Below are 22,329 nucleotides of genomic sequence, written 5' to 3' on the forward strand. Positions count from 1 at the left end.
AAATCATATCCGGCCGGCTCCATCACTTCGTATAGAAAACAAGATTACTACAGGGGATAATAGACGAAGCGCCCCCTAACAATGGATGTTTATTGTTAGGAGACGCTTTATCCGTCTTGCCTGTCGGCAGAATGTAATACTTTTTAGAGTCTGTTCAGATGATTCTTACCTGTCGACCGTATACTCGGATTTCCTTTATAAGAAATTTCTCCACTACCTTGGATATTGGTTTCAAGTGTCTTCGTGGCTGTACAGGAGATTTCCCCTGATCCATTGACATGAGCCGTTACATTTTCAGCATCCAGTTTTCGCGCACTGAGTTCTCCCGACCTGTTCAAAACCAACGTGGCATTACAAGCAGAACCCGACAAAGTCATGTCTCCTGAGCCATCCAACTGTCCGGATACGCTATTGGCACGAATATCCAATACATCCATATCACCCGAGCCACTCAACTTTGCCATTACAGTCGATGTGATATTAGTACTTCCAACTTTCAAGTCACCCGATCCCTGAAGCATCGCACTGATTTCGCTTCCGGTAACACCTGCTACTTTCAAGTCACCGGAGCCTTGCAAATTCAGATTCACACTTTTAGCACGAAGCTGCCCCTTCACGTCAATGTCACCCGAACCTTTCAACAGGGCAGAAAAATCACTGTTGCAAGTTATATTTTCCGCAACAATATCACCTGAACCGGTCAATGATACATCCAGCCCTTCCACTTTCAGACTTCCTAAATGGATATCGCCAGAACCTTGCAAAGAAGCGCTCTTCAGCATCGGACTGGAAACCAAGATTTTCAGTCGTCCCTCTTTACCATAAGAAATATTGGTACGTGACTTCATATTCACTATCAACGTACTTCCTTCTACACGGCACTCCACCAAATCGACCAAATTATCCGATCCTGCAATTTGTACTTTGGATGCTCCCGGGGACTGCGTATATTCAATCGTGGGACTTCCTTTCAAATAAATCTGATCAAACCGGGTCACTTTGATATTCTTTGTTATATACTTACCACTTGCTGTGATCACTCTCTGTGCATTTACCATAGTTGCCGACATCAGTAACGACAAAAAAAGAAATACACAAATCCCTTTATTACAAATTGCTTTCATATCGATTATGTTTTTTGATTATAGCTATTAGACGTTACAACAACACAAAACGTTGCATGGCCGATCCTCTTTTTTGAAAATAGGTAACGCAGTATCTTTTTTAGTAGAGTTCCAACCCAAATTCTTCCTTCAACTGTAACAATGCATTATTCTTTTGAGCCATCATCTGAAACTTTTCCACACGACTGACAGCACGTACATTTTCGGTTGCTTCACTGACGCGGACAGTCATTGTCACCTTACGATTCTTCAGCGAACCACGCAAGTAAGCTTGTATACCGGGAATCAGAGCCGTGAAATCTTTCGCAATGATTTCATTATCTACCACCACCTCAAAAGTCGTGTCGTTGAGCAATGACAAACGCATATTCTGCATACGCATGGCTATCGCCTTTTGTTCGATCGGCATACGTCCGGCATACTCCTGCCAATAATAATTCAGATCCCGTTCGTTAAAAATAAAATCTTCTTCGATCTGCTGCGTCGACATATGAGCAGTATGGACAACACCCGCTCCCCGCTGTTCTTCCTCCTTTTGCGGATGCTTGATGGAAAGTCCAAGACTGGACTTTTTCATGACAGGAATCTTCTTTTCCTCTTTAAATTGAGCCATCCGTACCGCATCGGGCATAGCACCCGATGGAGAAACTGCTCCACCCGGACGTACATTGACAGCTGGGGAACTGCCAGCCTGTTGAGACACAGCCTGCGGAGCAACAGGTGTAGCAGCATTCATACTCTGAGATGGTGAAGCAATAGGTGCTACCTGAGGCTGCTGAGCAGCGGCGGGTTGCGTGAAAATGGGTTTTATAGCTTGTTTAGGGCCACGCCCACCACTACCATCATCCCCCTCGACGGTAAGCTGCGCAACTTGTATCAAAGTCAGTTCCACCAGCAAACGCTTGTTTTTGCTAGCACGATAATTCATGTCACAATCATTGCAAAGCTTCATGGCCCGGTACAAGAAAGGTAACGCACACTTCTGCGCTTGTTCCTGATAGCGTTGACGAATACCGGCACCTACCTCAAGCAACTGAAGCGTGGCGGCATCTTTACTAACCAGCAAGTCGCGGAAATGAGATGAAAGTCCGGTAATAAAGTGACTTCCGTCGAATCCCTTGTTGAGCACATCGTTGAAAAGCAACAAGGCATCGCTCACTTTATTCTCAAGAAAACAGTCTGTCAAACGGAAGTAATACTCGTAATCCAATACATTGAGATTCTCAATCACACTCTTGTAGGTGATATTTCCTCCGGTGAAACTAACCACCTGATCAAAGATAGAGAGAGCGTCACGCATACCCCCATCCGCTTTGAGCGCAATCACGTTCAAGGCTTCAGGCTCCGCCGTGATTCCTTCTTTAGACGCTACGTAAGTCAAATGGTTCACAGTATCATCTACGCTGATACGGTTAAAGTCGTAAATCTGACAACGCGACAAGATGGTAGGAAGAATCTTATGTTTCTCCGTTGTTGCAAGAATAAATATGGCGTGGCGGGGAGGCTCTTCAAGTGTTTTCAGAAAAGCATTGAATGCCGAAGCTGACAACATGTGTACCTCGTCAATGATATATACTTTATATTTGCCAATCTGGGGCGGAATGCGTACTTGCTCCACCAACTGACGGATATCGTCTACCGAGTTATTGGACGCCGCATCCAGCTCGTGAATATTGTACGACCGTTGCTCGTTGAAGGCGACACACGACTCACATTCATTACAGGCTTCGCCATCTGCCGTAAGGTTCATACAGTTAATGGTCTTGGCAAAGATACGTGCACAAGTCGTTTTACCCACTCCGCGCGGTCCGCAGAACAGGTAAGCATGCGCCAGTTTCTGAGTGGCGATAGCATTTTTCAGTGTAGTGGTCAGTGCCCGTTGTCCCACAACCGACTCAAAAGTGGAAGGGCGGTATTTACGGGCGGATACGATATAGTTTTCCATATTCCGGATAATCTCTATTTTTGAGTTTGTGCAAATGTACGCAAAAAAGTGCAAGGATAAAAAAGGAAGCGAAATAAGTTTTAGAGCGGAAATGATACGTTTTAAGTTATTAGTTTTATCTTTGCAACTGGAATTAATGAGAAAATCATGGGCAAATTAATCACTATCTGGGAGTTCATAGGCAGACATAAATACTGGATTACCGTTGTGGCATTCGGTGTCATCATCGGATTTCTGGACGAAAACAGTATGATCCGCCGCATCGGCTACGCACGCGAAATCAGCCGCTTGCAGGGAGAGATTGATAAATATCGCGCAGAATACGAAGAGAATACGGAGCGCCTCAACGAACTGAGTACCAATCCCGAAGCTATCGAACAGATAGCGCGCGAAAAATACCTGATGAAAAAGCCCAACGAAGACATTTACGTATTTGACGAGGAAGAATGAAACAACTGATACCCGCACTTTTCGCCGTAGGCGCAGTAATGGCCCTCATAGGGGCCGCTGTCTTTATCACCGGATGGGTCTATGCACCTTATATATATACCATCGGGGCAGGTTTTGTCGCATTGGCTCAGGTGAATACTCCGCTTCGGGCTAAAAGCAAGACGCTCCGCCGACTGCGTATCCAGCAGATCTTCGGTGCATTAGCACTGATATTGACAGGAGCTTTTATGTTCACCACACGTGGCAATGAATGGATTGCCTGCCTTACTATCGCAGCCATACTGGAATTATACACGGCATTCCGTATTCCGCAGGAAGAAGAAAAAGAACTTTCCAAATAGAATTTGTTTTCCGATAGGTAAGACAGAGCTCTGGTCAACAAGACAACAGTCGGCAGGATGCCGCATTATCATTTTAAATGAATGACCACCGTAGTATCTCGTTTAAATTCGAAACAACACTTTTCATACGAAGGAGCTCCCATGATACCCTCGGCATCATTGCTGAATCCAAATTTCTCTAAAGGGCGCCCGAATGAACCGGTGTCTAACTTTCCATTTCCGTTTTCATCCTGAAAGAGGGAGATGGCATAGGTCCCGGCAGGAATTCCTTTACAAGGTATTGTCATTGTACGGTCTTTCACAGCCACCCGAAAACCGAAAAGAGGTTTCTTCATAAAGTTCTCTTTGGACGAATAGATAGCCACATAAAGAGTTCCCTCCACATGTTCCACGTCTTTAACTGTTAATGTCAGACTTTGACCGGATACGGCCACACTTGCTAATACTGCGATAATTGAAATAATCATTGTTTTCATAATGGTATAATATTTAAAAATTAGAAACATCATAAGCTACCTTCTTACCCAATGTGATATACACTCCCAGATAGAAAAAGTGGTCGCTTGAAGTACGGACAGCCTCTCCGTCAATACGCCCGTATTCATTCTTACGTCCCAGCAGATTGGTGGCAGAAGCATGTACAATCACTTTTTTGCCCGCCAGAACCGTAATACCCAAATCGAGAGAATGATAGGGTTTTACTTCATCATTCATCAGTCCGGACAGTTCCGGATTGTGGTAGGGACGCCCGCTTGCCACCCCATCGGTCACGCTAAAGATGGTTCGCAATCGGGGAACACTGTATTTCAACACCAGCGATGCGTGATGACGGGTAGCATACTGTGGCACCGTAAGTTCTGTATATTCCCGATATTTACGTTTCGAGAGGTTATAAGAGTAAGACAAACGGTACTCAAAATTCTTCCATAGGACATTGTCACAAAAATACAGATCAATACCTTTACTGTATCCATATCCATCAGGAGTGATACCGTCCGGAACCGATAATTCCAGTTTCTTATAATTTTTATAATAGAACTCTGCTTTGTAAAACCGGCCTCCCTGTTCATATTGGAGACTAAAAAGAACTTGTCTGCAAACATTAGAAGGCAAAGAGATATTCCTTATCAGATAGTCGTTTTCCGGAAGTTGGGTATATTGCCCTGCTACGACCGACACCAGCAGATGATTCCACGTATAACTGACAGCAGCCCGGGGAGACCAGTTCATTGTCCGGTTTAACGAAGTATATTCGGGGCGGAGAGATATTTCAGTTTTAAGATTCTCCGACAGATAAAAAGCAGACGAAAGAAATCCGGCATAGATAGTGGGATACATTTGATGCATATCACGCAATGTTTCCAACTGATAGTGGTTCCGATAAGAACGCACAAAAGTCTCCACACCCATATCCAGACGCAACCGCGAAGTAAACAGTTTGAAGAACTTTGCTTTCAGATGGAACTCTTGTTGGCGTTCGTTCCATACATCCCGGTCCTTCACTGCTCCTTTCACTTTCCGATCATAAAAAGAGTAGGCAGTTCCGATAAACCAATTCCAATCGGAAGCTGTACGTTTGCGGAATGTTGTATTGAGGTATATATTGTTTTCACCCAGGCCGAAAAGATGATGATCGATATCTGTGTAATTCGAAAAATCCGTACGATCATATCCCACATAAAATTTAAAAAGGGTCTTTTCATTCGGTGTGTAGCGAAATTGGGTCGCACCGGATAGCATGCGATACGGCCGTTTAAAATCTGTGCGCGAAGGATAAACCCGATCATAAGGAACCAGATTCTGATAATCGAGATTCAATGACAATGAGGATCGATTGAAAGCCCGTGTACCGCCTCCACCCATTCCGACAGTCGAAACATTCATCCCGAACTTATTAACCGTACTATAGTCTTTGGTCTCCAAAGGAAGAACAGCAGACAAAGCCTCTCCATACTCCTGCGACTGTCCTCCGGAAGCCAGATTGACACCACTGAACATAAATGTAGAATAACGCCCGCGTGCAGGAGTATCAGTCCCTGTAGTAGTATAGGGATTCAACACATGCATGCCGTCTATATAGGTTTGTGTCTCGTTGCTGTTCCCTCCACGTACCAGTAAACGACCGCTTTCACCTTGGAGTTGAACCCCCGGAAGTGTTTGCAAAGCCCGATATAAATCTCCGTTGGAACCTCCTACTGTTACCAGATCGACAGGTTGCAGATCACTCCAACGACTGTTGGCCCTCGGTGTCTTATGTGCTTTGATTACTACCTCGTCCAACGATATACTATCATTGAAAGTGGCCAGGAGAATGGTATCCGTAGCTACACTTTGTGCAGCAATCGGGAGCGAGAGTAACATCAGGCTCAATGCGGCTGGTACATAAAATCCTTTCATGGTGATCTGTTTGCTAACGTTTTCATCGGCAAACATAAAGGATTGGCACAAAGCAAAAAAATATCCGGGACGGACAGCCCGGATATGTGATAAGCAGCACCTCACGTGTGACGAACTGCATCCTTTTGTGATCAATAGTTAGTCGCCAGAGATACCTTCTATCAGTTCTTTAACCTGTTTCGAATAGCCTCGGGATACAGGTATCTCTTCCGGGCAACCCTCCAGGAGCAAACGATGTCCCTGGGAGTTTCCATTCACTTTCACCACCTTACGGACGTTGACCAGGAAGGCCCGGTGACACTTCAGCACCAACGGACAAACGGCTGTTACTTCTTCTGCCTGCTTCATGGTTGCACGCAACAGACACTGAACGTTTTTACCTGCTTTCTGATAATTTACCCGGATGTAGTTTCCATTGGATTCTACATACAACAAGTCTTTAGAGTCCAATTCCAAGGATTCCCGGATGCCTCCTTGAAACAAAAGAAAAGGGCTGTCTTGTTTTGTTTCCACAGATTCGGCCGGCAATACCGAACGTTGCAAATGGAGATTCATCTCGGTAGCCTCTTTCAGATGAATGGCCAACAGTCTATTTTGATTCAACAAAATGAAAAGTACAGTAGGAAAAAGTCCGATGACCAAAGTGAATAATGCAAAGGCACAAAAGACATCCCAACGTAATCCCCAACCAAAAACGAGAGTAGAATAAATCCAGTTCCCGATAGCTATAAAAAAAAGTATCTGTAACAGATTGACAATCTGTTTCCACACAGTCCATGTTTCTTCTTTATAGAACTTCGGAAACAGTTTGCCAAAGACATACATCGGAATACTCAGAGATACTGCCGTCACGCCCATAAAGCCCACAAGTATCCAGAACTTATGCTGCCTAATGCCGGATATCCCAAATGGCTGTAAAACCAGTAATATCAGAAATACAACCAGGGAAGAAATCAACACAACCTTCCATCTTTGATATGCAACCGGATAAAGGCTTTGCAGGTATCTTCGTATTTTTTCACCCCAATGACTTCCCATATATTGTATTTTATTCGCTTTCCCTGCAAAGTAATATAAAATATCGGACAGATACGATAAACAGGGAGATTATCTTAACTAAAAAAAGAGGCAACCCGGTAATTGGAATTGCCTCTTCTATTCTATAGTATAGTAAACCGATTTTATTTCTTAGCCACAGGAGTATATCTTGCGTTAAGTCCGTCTACGATCTCTTTAGTAATGTTCAGTGTGCTATCGGCATACAGCAGATTATCAAAGCTGGTATTGCTGATAATCAGGTTATAACCTTTTGTTTTATTATATTCTTTCAGAAAAGCGTTAATAGAGTCACGCAGAATCTGACTGTTTTTAGCATTCTCCGATGCCATCTCTGTAGCCAGTTTGTTCTGCAGAGCCTGCAAATCCTGTTCCAATTTACCTAAGCGTGCATATTCCTGCTGTGCTCTTTCCGGAGAAATAAAAGCATTACTTTCATATTTCTTCTGGAATTCCTGTTGAGATTTACGCAGTTCATTTGCTTTCTGATTCAGCACCATGCGGCTGTTCTCCTCTTTGCTGATCATGTCAGCATTCAGGTCTTTGCAGAAATTATATTGAGACAACAAAGTATCTACTTCTACATAAGCGATTTTCAAACCAGAAGTGGCATTTGCATTTCCGGAAGCGGCAGGAGCAGCAGCATTATCAGCTTTACCAGCGCATTGTGAAAAAAGAAAGAGGAATGCAAGAGCAGCAAATCCGTTAATGAGGTAATTCATTCTCTTCATACTTGTAAAATATAGTTTTTTAATTAATTAGTTCATACTATCGTTTAAGGCTTTTTCAATTTCATCAATAGAGAAACGTCGTTTCTTCTGTGCTTCCCGGTCTTGGGACTGTGCACAACTTATGCCTCTCTCCCTTAACGCTTTATTGCCGCTAACGTGCCCGTTGGGAAATTTTCCACCCTTTGTAAAAAAGACTTTTATGCCTAATAAACCAAGGCAAATAGCAACTATTAACAGAGTTATCAGTATTGTATAGAGCATTTCTATTAATTTTGTGGGTGCAAATATAGACTTTTGTACTGACTAAGCCTCCTTTTTTACCATAAAAAAAGAGAAACGAGTTCAAAATTCGCAAGTAAATTAACCATATTTAGCAATAAGGGGTTAAAATTGAATTTTTAATTCCATAAAAAGAAAAGAGAATGGAAAAATCAGAACTGAAACCGGCCGGTGTATTTCACTTCTTCAATGAAATCTGCCAGGTGCCCCGTCCTTCAAAGAAGGAAGAGAAGATGATCGCCTATTTAAAGGCGTTCGGAGAAAAACATAATTTAGAAACCAAAGTAGACGAAGCCGGCAACGTGCTTATCAAAAAACCGGCAACACCGGGTAAAGAAAATCTGAAGACAGTGATTCTGCAATCGCACGTAGACATGGTGTGCGAAAAGAATAATGATACGGACCATGACTTCCTGACCGATCCCATCGAAACGGAGATTGACGGAGAGTGGATGAAAGCCAAAGGAACAACCTTGGGAGCCGACAACGGCATCGGAGTAGCGACCGAACTGGCCATTCTGGCTGACGACAGTATTGAACACGGTCCTATCGAATGTCTGTTCACTGTAGATGAAGAGACAGGACTGACCGGTGCTTTCGCCTTGAAAGAAGGCTTTATGAGCGGAGAAATTCTGCTTAATCTCGACTCGGAAGACGAAGGTGAACTTTACATCGGTTGTGCGGGCGGTATTGATACAGTGGCCGAATTTCAATATGAAAATGAAATGACACCCATCAGCCACCTCTGCTTCCGCATAACCGTTAAAGGTCTGAAAGGCGGACACTCCGGAGGGGATATACATCTGGGACGCGGTAATGCCAACAAGATACTGAACCGGTTTCTCTATCAGATGATGACTACTTACCAGGAGGACTTCCACCTCTATGAATTCAACGGAGGTAATCTGCGTAACGCCATTCCGCGTGAAGCTTCGGCTGTATTCTCCGTGCCCGAACATTACAAACATGACATACGTACAGCCTTGAACGTATTCACCGCCGAAATCGAAAACGAACTTCATCGGGTGGAACCGGATCTGAACATTCTTCTTGAAACAGAGCCGCACCGCGACTGGTCCATCGACTCGAGTACTTCCTATCGGCTGATTACTTCGCTATACGGTTGCCCGCACGGAGTATATGCCATGAGTCAAGATATTCCGGGACTGGTAGAAACTTCAACGAACCTGGCATCTGTAAAAATGAAGCCGGAAAACACCATCCGTATCGAAACCAGCCAGCGCAGTTCTATCCTTTCTTCTCGCGACGATATAGCAACAACGGTCCGTGCCGTATTCAGACTCGCCGGTGCTCAGGTCAACTGGGGTGAAGGTTATCCGGGATGGAAACCCAATCCGGATTCGGAAATCCTAAAAGTGGCGGAAGAGTCATATAAACGCCTGTTCGGTGTTGATGCCAAAGTAAAGGCAATCCATGCAGGACTGGAATGTGGCTTGTTCCTCGACAAATATCCTGCCCTGGATATGATTTCATTCGGCCCCACCTTGACAGGAGTTCACTCTCCGGACGAACGGATGCATATTCCTTCGGTAGATAAATTCTGGAAACATCTGCTGGATGTGTTGGCACATATTCCGGCTAAGAACTAAAGCTATTTCACCACAGAGGACACAGAGTTACACAGAGGAGACGGGTAATTGTTGATTATTAACAAAAAGGCTCTGTGTCACTCCGTATTACTCTGTATTACCCTGTATTACTTCGTGTTACTCTGTGGTGAACTTCAACCGAACAGCATTTAAAAGGAATCCAATCTATGCTCCGTCTCTTCTTCATATTACTTATTTCCCTCTCTTCCCTTTTTCTTTCTGCACAGAATCGACCTCCTTTCCGTGTCGTCTTTTGGAATACCGAAAACTTTTTCGATACCCGACATGATTCACTGAAAAACGATATGGAATTTCTGCCCCATTCAATGCGTCACTGGAACCACCGACGATATAAAAAGAAATTAGATAATGTAGCCCGAACACTCACAGCCATCGGAGAATGGAATTTTCCCGCATTGATAGGTCTCTGTGAAGTGGAAAACGATACAGTTATGCGTGACCTGACCCTTTATTCCCCACTGAAAGAAGCCGGTTATCGGTACGTGATGACCCACTGCTCCGATCTGCGCGGCATCAATGTGGCATTACTGTATCAACGTGACCGGTTCAAACTTCTATCCTACTCTGCCCTCTCCGTCGGGAATTTCAAAGGTCATCGCCCGACAAGAGATATTCTGCACGTCAGCGGATTACTGCTCACAGGCGATACGCTGGACATAATGGTGGCACATCTCCCTTCCCGCTCAGGCGGAGTACGGCAGTCGGAACCTTACCGGCTTTACGCTGCACAAAAGTTAAAGGATGCGGCAGATAGTCTTATCAATGTACGTCCCTCCACCAAACTGATCATTATGGGGGACTTTAACGATTATCCTACAGATAAATCAGTAGTACAAGTGCTACAGGCACTGTCTCCCGAAGTGAGTACCCATCATGACCGACTTTACCACCTGCTGGCACGAAAGGCAAAAGACCGTAACTTCGGTTCCTATAAGTATCAGGGCGAATGGGGACTGCTGGACCATCTCATCGTATCAGGAACGCTACTTGATGTTTCGGGCACACTCTTTACCGAAGAAAAAAAGGCAAACGTAGCATGCTTGCCTTTCCTTCTGACAAAAGATGAAAAGTACGGAGGCATGCAACCCTTCCGAACCTATGTCGGAATGAAATACCAGGAAGGATACAGCGATCACTTACCGGTGTATGTCGATTTTGAAACCAATCAATCCGAATACTGATATACCTTTAGTTCAAACTTCGGTATCATCGCAAAAAAGTGATCAAAGATATCGGACTGGATACGTTCGTATTCTTTCCAGATTTTATTGCGGGAAAAGAAGTAAATTTGAATAGGTACTCCATATTCCGTAGCTTCTTTTTGACTGATAATCAAGTCAAGATCCTGATTGACCACGGGCAGGCTGCAAAGATAACGTTCTACATACACCCTGAACACCTGCGAGTTAGTGGGAATCACTCCTTCCTCCGGCTGATAATCGGCCAACAAGGGTATCTCCTTCCGAAAAGTATCAAGCATTTCGGGAGTACAGAATTTCAATGTAGTCAGATCAAGAAAGATACTCTTCATCACCCGACGCCCTCCGGATTCCGTCATTCCCCGCCAGTTCTGAAACGAACCGTTGACCAGTGAATAGGGAGGGACAGTAGAAATGGTATTATCGAAATTCTGTATCTTCACCGTGTTTAGGGTTATTTCTTCTACAATCCCATTGGCATTAGTCGAAGGGATAGTCACCCAGTCACCGGGACGTATCATATCATTAGCCGATAACTGTATACCTGCCACGAAGCCCAGAATACTGTCTTTAAAAACCAACATCAGGATGGCGGCGGATGCACCTAATCCCGCAAACAATGTAGCAGGAGACTTATCGACAATGATAGCCACAATCACAATGCCTCCGATAAAGAAAACAAGTACCTGCAATACCTGGATAAAGCCCTTCATCGGCCGATCTTTCAACTTCTCCTTAGCACTGAGTATATCCAACAACATCAACAGACTACTGTTGAGAGCCAGCAACAAAGCAAAAATCATGTAAATAACACAGATCTTCTGCGAAACCAGCAGCAGCGTTTTTCCATGTACGAACGCCATAGGAAGAAGCATATACATCAGGATACCGGGAAGGATATGGATCAGGTGATGAATAACTTTATGTTTGACCATCAATGTATCCCATTTATAAGAGGTCTTCCGTGCCAGACGCTTCATCCCGCCTACAAAAATGGCCTGACAAAGATAATCCAGTCCGACCGCTATAAAAATCATCAGGATGGCAATAATCGTTTCATCAAAAGTATTTGCAATTTTAGGGTCTACCCCCCAACCGATAAGGATTTTGTTCATCCAGCTTCCTAAATCTATCATAACTATCGTCTTTATTTTAAAATGTTCATTCTATCCAAATAACACCTAAACAGGCTTTAGGTTTAGTCCAAATAAAAAAGGCTGCACTGAAAACGATACGTTCCAATACAGCCTTTTTTTATCTGTCAGCAAGAATTATCATTCATTTACCTTCTTATAATCTTCCAGGAATTTCTTCAATCCGGCATCTGTCAACGGGTGGTTCAGCAGTCCTTTAATGGCACTCAACGGACAAGTTGCTACATCGGCACCGGCCTCCACACATTCCATGATGTGCTTGGAACTACGGATAGAGGCGGCCAGCACCTGAGTAGGATAATTGTAGAAGCGGTACATCCGAACGATATCGGCAACCAATCCGACTCCATCCTCACAGATGTCATCCAAACGTCCCACGAAAGGAGAAACATACGTAGCTCCCGCTTTAGCAGCCAGTAAAGCCTGACCAGTGGAGAAAACCAATGTGCAATTGGTACGGATGCCTTGCCCCGAAAAGTGCTTGATGGCTTTTATGCCATCGGCAATGCACGGTACCTTCACCACAATATGCGGATTGAGGGCTGCCAGTTCCTTACCTTCCCTGACCATTCCTTCGTAATCAGTCGCAATCACCTCGGCACTGACATCACCTTGTACGATATTGCATATCTCCACGTAATGTCTTCGCTGATTTTCGACACCTTTAATGCCTTCTTTCGCCATCAGAGAAGGATTGGTGGTCACTCCGTCCAGAACTCCCAAATCATGTGCTTCCCGGATTTGATCCAGGTTAGCTGTATCAATAAAGAATTTCATACCTACTAGTGTTTAATATCTTACATTCAAACAGATAACCCGGAACAGTTGTTCAACAGAACGACTTACTTCTGCAAGCGGATCCCTATTTCTTTCAAATCTACCCGGGCCGGCGTAGCATCCGGAGTGGTAGCATCAAGTTTAATGTAGCGTGCACTGACTTTGTTACCGAACGAGACAGTCTGCGGTACAGGATTGTGCATGATGTTACTGAATTCTCCGGTAGTCGGCACCTCTTTCCAGTCTCTGCCATTAGTGCTGATATAGAATTTATAACGGAAGGCCATCGTCGGCTTCGCTTCCGCATTAGCCGGGGCATATACAAATCCGGTCATATCCACAGCTTTACCGAGATCAATCACCAACGGAGTGGCAGTTACCTGTTTCCATGCAGTACGGGGCAGATCATTCCAGTTTTCTTTTGCAGCCGACTCTTCGAGCGGACGGGCATAGTAAGCAGCCACTTCGCTGATATTAGCCGCCAGACGACAAGCATCGACCTTCACCCTCAATTGACGGGCTTCGACAGCCGGAATACGTATCAGGCGTTTATAACCGACGGTCGTTCCTTTCGCTATCTCTTTCCATCCATCGGCAGTCAACGCTTCGACTGTGAAAGCCTCCATGCGTTGTCCTTTCGAAATGTCTTCGCGCAGCATCACCACATTGATTTCCGATTTCGGCTTCAACTGGTAGACACGCGTATCACCCGGCCGGGCAGTCCACGCTTTCAAGCCGCCTTTGACACGGTTATCGGCAAAAATCTCTTTACGATAATCGGCAAACTCTTTCAGACGATTGACATCGGCATCACTGATGCGTCCGCGCTGGTCAGGAGGAATATTGAGCAACAACACTGAGTTGTAGCCCACAGATTTGAAATAAATATCGGTCAGGTGCTTGAGGCTCTTCACCTGATTGTCTTCCTGCTGATGATAGAACCATCCCGGACGGATCGATACATCCACTTCGGAAGGATACCAGAAGAGTTCCTTGGCATTGACCAACATGTCGCGTCCGCCCAAGTCCTTGGAAGTCGCCTTCACACCCAACGCCTTGTTCTGCTCTTCACAGCGGGCATACGTACCGGGAGTCAGCACGGTGGCACTCCATTCCGTTTCACGTCCTAATCCACGTTCGTTGCCTACCCAACGTACATCATCGCCCATAATGGCAGTCACAGCACGGGGTTGGAGACGACGGATGGTAGAAAGGATGGCAGTCCAGTCATACTCCTGCTTCTTTCCATTAGGACCTTCACCATTGGCACCGTCGAACCAGACTTCGTGCACCTCACCATAGTTGGTCAACAGTTCGGTCAGTTGTTCGATAAAGAATTCATTGTATTTTGGAGAGTCTCCATAGCAAGAGGCGTTCCGATCCCAAGGAGAAAGATAAACACCAAACTTGATGCCGTATTTATCACAAGCATCGCGCAGCTCGCGTACCACATCCCCTTTCCCGTCTTTCCAGGGAGAGGCCGCCACGGAGTGCCCGGTTGTCTTGGTCGGCCACAGGCAGAATCCATCATGATGCTTGGCTGTCAGGATGGCCATCTTGAAACCAGCTTCCTTGAGCGAACGTACCCACTGCTCCGCATCGAAATCGGTGGGATTGAAGAGTGCGGGATTTTCTTTGCCGTCTCCCCATTCACGTCCTGTAAAAGTATTGATACCAAAATGCAGGAAAGCAGTCAACTCCATCTGCTGCCATTCCAATTGCTGCGGAGTAGGTACAAGACGTGCCGCCATGTCTACCTTTTGTTCCAGAGTGGCTCCTTGTGGAAACTCTACGTGCTTCACATAATAGTCGTTCGTCTCCTGGGCTTGTCCGGCTGTGCAGATAGCGGCAAGAAGGGCCGTCGATAAGATTAATTTCTTCATAAATGTATTGTTATGTTTTTGGGGTGAAATGGATTGGTTAGTATTCTATTTACTTCACTGTACGCAGCGTGAACTCAAAGCTTTGTTCCGTCACAGGAACCCGATATTGCGGCTGTACGCCCGGCCCGCAGGTTGCCGTTCCCACACCGGCCTGTTCGGCATCCAGATGTACGGTGACATGACCGTTACGTTCGAGGTCGTTGATGTGGCGGGCTTTTTCCAATACATCATCGGCAAAGGGGATGACACTGAACTGGAAAGGACGGTTGGAATCGACAAAGATGCCCTGTCCGGTTTCGTCCGTCAGCTTCATCCAGCGGACATCCGTACGGTTCCCGGTAGACTGCGGAGTGACGTAGTAATGAAACATACGTTCGGCCGTAGTCTGATACAGAGCGATCTTGCCCGACTGCATACGGTCGGAATAAGTCTCGTTGTCGCCCCGACCCAGATAAGCTACATTGCCATACGTATCATTCATCTCGAAAGTAAGCCCCAGGCGTGCCATCGATTTCACCACGGCAGTATCGGGCCGGAAAGTCACTTTCACCTTCAAGGCTCCGGCAGAGTTTAGTGAATAGGCGAAATCGGCATCACCCACTTTCATCCCTTTCGCATTCAGAATCTCCACTTTCGCAGTAGCGGCTTTCTTGCCGTCTTTCAGCGACACCACTTTCTGGGTCAACTGATTGAGTCCGGCTTTACGCCAAAGGTATGCACCATTACGATCACGGTTATCATTATCCGTAGCGGGACGGAACAAACTCAGCGTAACAGGAGTTGCCAGCAATTCTTGTCCATCCAGTGTCAATGAGTTGAGAGCACCGGTTTCTTTATCCACCGTGAAAGCTGTCTGCCCGGCCTTAGCAGGCAGATAGGCTGTACTACCTTTGGTTCCGGGCAACACAAATTGGTCGTAAGCCACCTCCCAATCGGTGCCAACCATCGGTGAAGCTTCTTTGCGGGTCCAGCTCAGATTAAGATAACCCTCACGGACATTGGCAGGCAAGGCAACTTTTCCCAAAGTCACATCGGCTGTAGCGTGTGGCGCACAGTTCACCTCTTTGTTACCTTCGGCCAGCAATTTGCCATTGTCACCCACCACCTGCCAGTGGAGGATATATTCGTTGAGGTTAGAGAAGTCGAACCAGTTTTTCACCCTTACGGTCAGATTGTTCTTATTGATCAAGGTGCATTTGATGTTCTGATAGATTTTTTTCACTTCGAGTAAATGCGGATGGGGCACACGATCGGCACTCACCAGACCGTTGCAGCAAAAATTACCGAAGCTCGGAATTCCCTTCGGTCCGTAGTCTCCACCATACGACCAGTACCAGCGACCGTTTGAGTCGATCTCACGGAACGACTGGTCTACCCAGTCCCACACACAGCCACCCTGTGCCATCGGATTATTCTCGAATACATCCCAGTACTCTTTCAGGCCGCCTACACTGTTACCCATGGCATGCACATATTCACAAAGAATGAACGGACGGTAGATATCTTTCTGGGCCAGATAGGCCTTGATTTCGTCGACACTGCGATACATTCGACAATAGATATCGGTATTGTAATTCTGTTCGGCACGTTCGTACTGGACGGGACGGCTTTTCTCTACCGATTTCAGCCAATCGTAGGTACGCTCGAAATTGATTCCGTTTCCGGCTTCGTTGCCCAATGACCAGATAACGATGGCAGGATGATTTTTCGAACGTTCATACATGCGATGTGTACGATCCATGTGTGCTGTCAGCCAAGTGCTGTCTTTGGCAAGCGAAGCGGGTCCATATCCCATACCGTGTGACTCGATATTCGCTTCATCGATCATATAAAGTCCGTAACGATCGCACAGCCGATACCAATACGGATCGGTGGGATAATGTGAGTTGCGCACAGTATTGATATTATACAGTTTCATCAGACGTATATCTTGCTCCATGAGCTCTTTGCTGACGGTACGCCCCAACTGCGAATGTTCATGACGATTGGTTCCTTTGACCAATACAGGCACACCGTTGATGCAGAAACGTCCGTCTTTGATCTCCGAAGTACGGAAACCGACTTCACAACCGGTGACTTCGGTCACCTGTCCTCCTGCATTTTTCAACTCCAACACGAGGGTGTAGAGATTGGGATGCTCGGCACTCCAACGTTTCACATCCTTCAGGCGCTGTTCTCCGAATGTGATGAAGTTACTCAGTCCGCGCGACTTGACAGGCATCTCACCCGACAGTACAGGACGTCCGAGCGGATCGTTCAGTGTATAAGATACGGATGCCACACCGTCTGCAGGCCCTCCGACCGTAACGTCGAGTCCGAAAATACCATCTTTATAACGTTCCTTTTCAAGAGTTGCGTTTACCTTATAATCGGCTATATACTGTTTGGGAGTACTATACAGATACACATCACGCTCAATACCACTCAGACGCCACATATCCTGACACTCCAGATAGGAACCTGAACTCCAGCGATATACTTCGAGGGCAATCGTATTCTCACCTTCTTCCAACTGATCGGTGATATCCCATTCGGCAGCTGTCTTGGAACCTTGGTTGTAACCGAGAAAATGTCCGTTCACCCACACATAATAAAAAGAAATCACACCTTCGCAGCAGAGTACTACCCGGCGGCCCTTCCATCCGGCAGGCACAGTGAAAGTACGGCGATAAGATCCTACTTCGTTCTCCTTATAAGGCACAAGAGGGGGATTCTTCTTAAAGTTGAACATTTTGTCATCAAATTCATAAGTCTCATTTACGTAGATGGCCGTTCCGTATCCCTGGCGCTCCCAGTTTCCCGGAACGTTGATATCTGCCCAGCCTCCGGTATAGAACGAGGGTTTATAAAAGTCTTTCGGACGGAGATCAGGATTTTTCACCCAATGGAATTTCCATTTACCGTTGAGGTTGAGATAATAGGGTGACTGTTCATAATCCCCTTTTTTCACGTCAGTAGCACTGGCATAGGGCCACACATAGGTGTGAGGTGCCAGTTTGTTCAAACCTACTGCATACTGGCTCTGCCATTCGGGAGTATTCTGCGCATTTACAGGCAACAACATCAGACAGGCCAATATCAGCAGGAAGGTTAGTTTGATTGGTTTGTTCATTGTTTATCAGGTATTTAATATTCAAAATCTTAATAAGTTCCAACGTCCCTTAGGTTTTATAAAGTAAAAGCGGACTCTTATTCCACAATTATTTCGTCAAAAAAGATTCGTGCTTCCTGTCCCGGACGGACGTGATCGGGAGGGCATTTTCCGACTCCACGGGCGGTGACGCGTACATATCTGGCCTTTGCCGTTCCCAAATCGAATTTCAAGTCTTCTACATAAGTTCCTTCACGGAAAATCTCTTCGGGAGTGAAATGCTTCTCTCCCACTTCCGTAAAGTTTACGTTGTCCGAAGACAAGGCAACACTAATGGACTCCGGCTTATGAACTGCCATCCCGTACACCGTAATGGAACCCAGCGTAAAAGTATGAATATTTTCGTCTTTCTGCAAATCTAATGTAAAAGAAATGCAATCACTCTTACTCCACGAGCACCATTCGAAGTCAGTTTGCTTCAAGCTGCCCCGCACTCCGTTGGTCAAAACAAATGCTCCGGAAGCTCCTTGAGTGAATATCGGTTTGGCAGTAGCCTTGTTGTGTAACAACGGTAATACGAGAGTCTTTCCCATCTGGCGGCCGGCGGCGAAAGTGGCGCACTTCAGTGTCTGCACAGTATGGAATTCCAACGGCCGGGTGTAAAGGGTGGAAGTTGCTTCCGGTTCGGAACCATCGGTTGTATAACGAATTTCCACATCGGGGCGGATACATTCCAATTTTATCTGTAATGCACCGTCGACAGGAGTCGAGGTATGCTGAATATTGTACATCGAGCGGGCATATCCGATACCTTTCACATCGAGGTGTTCATTATACCGATCCATCGCTTTCAGAAACAAGTCCCAGTTTTTCTGTTCCGGACGACTCCATCCCACTTCGGCAAGCGCCGCCAAACGGGGGAAAACAAGATAGTCCACATCCTCGGGACGATTACAGAACTCAGTCCACAATGAAGCCTGTACCCCCATCAGCAACGAAGCGTACTCAGGTTTCCAGTTCTTCTGGACCGGTTCGTACTGATAAACATCTTTCAGCGTATTGTTACCGAAATAAGTAAGCGGTTCAAACCATTGCGGTCCCTGATAACGGATCAGATACATCACTCGGGCGGGGGTCATCACAAACCGGTGCCCCCGGTCGGCAGCTTTCAAAGCCGCATTGCCCATCCCTTGCCAGCCAAAGATGACAGCACCTTCGGGAATGAAGCTGTTGGTCAGCTCGTCCCATCCCATCACCTCTTTGCCTTTGCTGCGTACATATTCGCCTATCCGCTTCATGAAGTAACCTTGAAGGTCCTCTTCATGGGCGAGGTGCTCTTTCTTCATACGTTCCTGGCAGAGGGGACACTTTTTCCAGTAGGTTTTCTGGGCTTCATCGCCCCCCAAGTGAATATAACGTGACGGAAACAGTGCTGCCACCTCATCGATGACGTTTTGCAGGAAAGTGAATACGCTGTCGTTTCCGGCACAATAGATGATGCTGGCATGATCACCGCCCAAACCCGGCAACACACCGATAAATTGATCTACCACCGGACAAGCCAGTTGAGGATAAGCTGCCAGCGACGAATTGGTATGTGCCGGCATCTCTATCTCGGGAATAATCTCTACCTGACGATCGGCGGCATAGGCAATCATTTCCTTCATATCCTCTTGAGTGTAAAAGCCACCTACAGGGGTGGGTTCACCGGGTAACGGATTCCGCCGTGAATGGAACGGTACGTCCGTATGGTCTACCCGCCACGCGCCTATCTCAGTCAAACGGGGATATTTCTTGATCTCGAGTCGCCAGCCGTTATCGTCCACCAGGTGGAAGTGAAGCTTATTGATTTTCAGCATAGCCATGCAGTCAATGATTCGCAACACACTCTCTTTAGGAATGAAAAAGCGGGAAACATCCAGCATTAATCCCCGGTAACCGAAACGGGGTTCATCCTGAATAGTCAGACAAGGAACCGTCCACATGGCATTTACCGTACGGGAATTTTCAATATCGGGAGGAAGCAACTGACGGATCGTCTGTAAGGCATAGAAGAATCCTTTGGCGTCAGACGCCTCTATGCTGATCTGTTCGGGACTGACGCTCAGCCTGTAAGCCTCGCTTTTCAGCAAGGGGTCGGTGACAAAGCATACATCACCTTTCCCCTTTCCCGTTTTCAGCACGGGGGTGAATCCGGCGGCCCGGGTGAAGAGGTTGACGAAATTCCGTGCCACGCGGGCCTGTTCCGCGTTTTCCACCCTCAACACGGTGCTCCCGGAGAAAAGGAAGTTCCCGGTACCCGGTACCATTTGTACCGGGCAGGGAACTACAGAAACGATTGGTGTTAAGTTATCGGCCTGCAGCGTTGCAAGGGGGCAGAACGCCAACAGGAGTATATATATAATGTGTTTCATATAGTTTAGTCAATGGATTTCTGTTTGGAGTGGGAAAGGGAACTCTATTCTTTATCCCGCTCCGGAGAGAAGCGTACCGGATCATTGTATTGTTCCTGCAACTTCAGCATCTGCTCTTTGAGCTCTTTCACCACAGGTTCATACTCTTTCTGTCCGTACAGATTGTGCATTTCCGTCGGGTCGGCTTGCATGTCATACAGTTCCCACCAATTGATGTCGTTATAGAAATGAATTAGTTTATAGCGTTCGGTACGTATTCCATAATGACGTTTCACCATGTGCTCGGCCGGATATTCATAGAAGTGATAGTATAATGCATTCCGCCAGTCTTTGGGCTGTTCGCCTTTCAGCAATGGCAGCAATGACACACCCTGTATATCAGCAGGAACAGGAGCACCGGCCAGTTCGAGGAAAGTAGGTGCATAGTCAATGTTCTGAACCATCTCGGTGATGTCACCACGACGGTCGAATCCTTTCGGCATACGCATGATCAGCGGTGTACGCATGGACTCTTCATACATGAAACGCTTGTCGAACCAACCGTGTTCGCCCATATAGAAGCCCTGGTCGGAGGTATAGACCACCAACGTGTTGTCCAGTAATCCCTTCTTTTCAAGATAGTCGAGCACACGTCCCACATTGTCATCCAGTGACTTCACAGTCTTCATGTAGTCGCGCATGTAGCGCTGGAACTTCCAGTCAGCCAATTCCTTCCCACTCAGGTTTTGCTTGTAGAAGTCATCGATCACCGGACCATAGAACTTGTCCCATGCCGCACGCTGTCCTTCGTCCATACGTCCCAGAAACTTCTGATAAAGTGATTTCAGACGTGAGTCCTTATCCGGACGCAGCATCTTCAGGTCATAAATCATGTCCATGTCCTTCACGATACTCATCTCCTGTGCCGCAGCAGCCAGACGGCCTTCGTAATCATCAAAGAAGTTATCGGGTAGCGGGAAGGTTTTGTCCTCGTACAAAGCCAGGTTACAGGTATCTGCCATCCAGTTACGGTGAATAGCTTTATGATGAATCAACAGGCAAAACGGTTTGCTCTCGTCACGCTTATTCTCCATCCAGTCGATAGCGTCATCAGTGATCAGGTTGGTGATATAACCGTGTTTCTGAACGGTATCGTTATCTTGTGTAATGAAGTCGGGATTATAATAGTCGCCTTGTCCGGGCACAATCTCCCAATAATTGAAGCCTGAGGGCAGGCTCTCCAAGTGCCACTTACCTACAAGAGCGGTTTGGTAACCGGCTTTCTGAAGCAGTTTCGGGAAAGTTTGCTGGGCACTGTCAAACACGCAAGTCGTATTGTCGTAGAATTTATTGGCACAGCTATGTTTGCCGGTGATCATGCAGGCACGGCTGGGGCCGCTCAGTGAGTTGGCTACAAAAGAATTCGTAAAGCGCACGCCATCGCGGGCAATGCGATCGAGGTTGGGAGTTTCTATATAACGGGTATCGTAGCAGCTCATCATTTGCGCCGTATGATCGTCCGTCATAATATAAACAATGTTCAGAGGTTTTTGCTCTTCTTTCTGTTTGCCCGTGGCACATGAAGTCAAAGAAGCTACAGCTGCCGCACCGGTCAGCGAGTAGAGAATTCCGGATGGTAGATTGTTCATCATAAGTAGTTTTTCTATTAGGGATTAATTAGTGGTGCAAATATAAAGAGTTTTAACAGTCCGTCGAGTTCAAAAACAACTATGATTCTTCTGAAAACGTCTAATAATAGGATAGAAAAGACATAAATAGACGTTTTTGAACATCCGATAGACAAAATCGGAAGCCTCTAACTAACAAGTCTTAGCTGAAATTTGTATATTTGCAGACATGAAAAACCTCCCGAAAACC

The 22,329-nt window shown here is 46.2% G+C and carries 17 protein-coding genes; 4 read left to right on the forward strand and 13 right to left on the reverse strand.

Annotated elements, in window-relative coordinates:
• Positions 1-143: 143 nt before the first annotated feature.
• Positions 144-1,124 carry a GIN domain-containing protein gene (locus BF9343_RS14715; RefSeq protein WP_010993251.1) on the reverse strand — a complete coding sequence of 327 codons (981 nt, stop codon included), beginning with the start codon at positions 1,122-1,124 and terminating at the stop codon, positions 144-146.
• Between the two features lie 100 nt (positions 1,125-1,224).
• Positions 1,225-3,069 (reverse strand): DNA polymerase III subunit gamma/tau, encoded by a 1,845-nt coding sequence (locus BF9343_RS14720; protein WP_010993252.1) that lies wholly within the window; start codon positions 3,067-3,069, stop codon positions 1,225-1,227.
• Between the two features lie 147 nt (positions 3,070-3,216).
• Here BF9343_RS14720 and BF9343_RS14725 point away from each other — a divergent pair, with 147 nt between their 5' ends.
• The gene (locus BF9343_RS14725; protein WP_005789224.1) at positions 3,217-3,519 is read left to right on the forward strand and encodes an FtsB family cell division protein; all 303 of its coding nucleotides are present in this window, start codon (positions 3,217-3,219) and stop codon (positions 3,517-3,519) included.
• A complete protein-coding gene (locus tag BF9343_RS14730) occupies positions 3,516-3,860 on the forward strand; it encodes a hypothetical protein (protein WP_005789226.1) in 345 nt (114 codons plus the stop codon). Before BF9343_RS14725 ends, BF9343_RS14730 begins: the two co-directional genes overlap by 4 nt.
• Before the next feature lie 68 nt (positions 3,861-3,928).
• Here BF9343_RS14730 and BF9343_RS14735 read toward each other — a convergent pair whose 3' ends face one another.
• From BF9343_RS14735 to BF9343_RS14755, 5 genes are all read right to left on the reverse strand, one after another.
• A complete protein-coding gene (locus BF9343_RS14735; RefSeq protein WP_005802866.1) occupies positions 3,929-4,336 on the reverse strand; it encodes a DUF2141 domain-containing protein in 408 nt (135 codons plus the stop codon).
• Positions 4,337-4,349: 13 nt separating this feature from the next.
• Positions 4,350-6,293, reverse strand: coding sequence for a TonB-dependent receptor plug domain-containing protein (locus BF9343_RS14740; RefSeq protein ID WP_044136468.1), 1,944 nt, complete (start codon positions 6,291-6,293; stop codon positions 4,350-4,352).
• A 102-nt stretch (positions 6,294-6,395) separates the two neighbouring features.
• Positions 6,396-7,295 carry a LytTR family DNA-binding domain-containing protein gene (locus BF9343_RS14745; RefSeq protein ID WP_010993254.1) on the reverse strand — a complete coding sequence of 300 codons (900 nt, stop codon included), beginning with the start codon at positions 7,293-7,295 and terminating at the stop codon, positions 6,396-6,398.
• 143 nt (positions 7,296-7,438) lie between these two features.
• On the reverse strand, positions 7,439-8,044 hold the full coding sequence (locus BF9343_RS14750; protein ID WP_005789239.1) for an OmpH family outer membrane protein: 606 nt from the start codon (positions 8,042-8,044) through the stop codon (positions 7,439-7,441).
• A 27-nt stretch (positions 8,045-8,071) separates the two neighbouring features.
• A complete protein-coding gene (locus BF9343_RS14755) occupies positions 8,072-8,305 on the reverse strand; it encodes a hypothetical protein (RefSeq protein ID WP_005789240.1) in 234 nt (77 codons plus the stop codon).
• Positions 8,306-8,466: 161 nt separating this feature from the next.
• On the opposite strand from BF9343_RS14755, the gene BF9343_RS14760 reads away from it, so the two are divergent.
• Positions 8,467-9,933 carry an aminoacyl-histidine dipeptidase gene (locus BF9343_RS14760; RefSeq protein WP_005798834.1) on the forward strand — a complete coding sequence of 489 codons (1,467 nt, stop codon included), beginning with the start codon at positions 8,467-8,469 and terminating at the stop codon, positions 9,931-9,933.
• A 167-nt stretch (positions 9,934-10,100) separates the two neighbouring features.
• Complete coding sequence (locus BF9343_RS14765; RefSeq protein WP_010993255.1) at positions 10,101-11,135, forward strand: endonuclease/exonuclease/phosphatase family protein; 1,035 nt, start codon at positions 10,101-10,103, stop codon at positions 11,133-11,135.
• Here the strand turns inward: BF9343_RS14765 and BF9343_RS14770 are convergent.
• The 6 genes from BF9343_RS14770 to BF9343_RS14795 form a co-directional block, all read right to left on the reverse strand.
• Entirely contained in the window at positions 11,120-12,289 is a 1,170-nt protein-coding gene (locus BF9343_RS14770; protein ID WP_005789244.1) for a mechanosensitive ion channel family protein, read from the reverse strand. The genes BF9343_RS14765 and BF9343_RS14770 overlap by 16 nt on opposite strands.
• 138 nt (positions 12,290-12,427) lie before the next feature.
• Positions 12,428-13,084 (reverse strand): fructose-6-phosphate aldolase, encoded by a 657-nt coding sequence (fsa, locus tag BF9343_RS14775; RefSeq protein WP_005802861.1) that lies wholly within the window; start codon positions 13,082-13,084, stop codon positions 12,428-12,430.
• Positions 13,085-13,149: 65 nt separating this feature from the next.
• A complete protein-coding gene (locus BF9343_RS14780; RefSeq protein ID WP_005789248.1) occupies positions 13,150-14,967 on the reverse strand; it encodes an alpha-L-fucosidase in 1,818 nt (605 codons plus the stop codon).
• A gap of 49 nt (positions 14,968-15,016) precedes the next feature.
• Positions 15,017-18,079 (reverse strand): glycoside hydrolase family 2 TIM barrel-domain containing protein, encoded by a 3,063-nt coding sequence (locus BF9343_RS14785; protein ID WP_010993256.1) that lies wholly within the window; start codon positions 18,077-18,079, stop codon positions 15,017-15,019.
• 77 nt (positions 18,080-18,156) lie between these two features.
• Positions 18,157-20,472, reverse strand: coding sequence for a glycoside hydrolase family 20 protein (locus tag BF9343_RS14790; RefSeq protein WP_005814993.1), 2,316 nt, complete (start codon positions 20,470-20,472; stop codon positions 18,157-18,159).
• Positions 20,473-20,516: 44 nt separating this feature from the next.
• On the reverse strand, positions 20,517-22,100 hold the full coding sequence (locus BF9343_RS14795; protein ID WP_041926330.1) for a sulfatase family protein: 1,584 nt from the start codon (positions 22,098-22,100) through the stop codon (positions 20,517-20,519).
• Positions 22,101-22,329 lie beyond the last annotated feature (229 nt).

This window comes from Bacteroides fragilis NCTC 9343, assembly GCF_000025985.1.
Lineage (GTDB): Bacteria > Bacteroidota > Bacteroidia > Bacteroidales > Bacteroidaceae > Bacteroides > Bacteroides fragilis.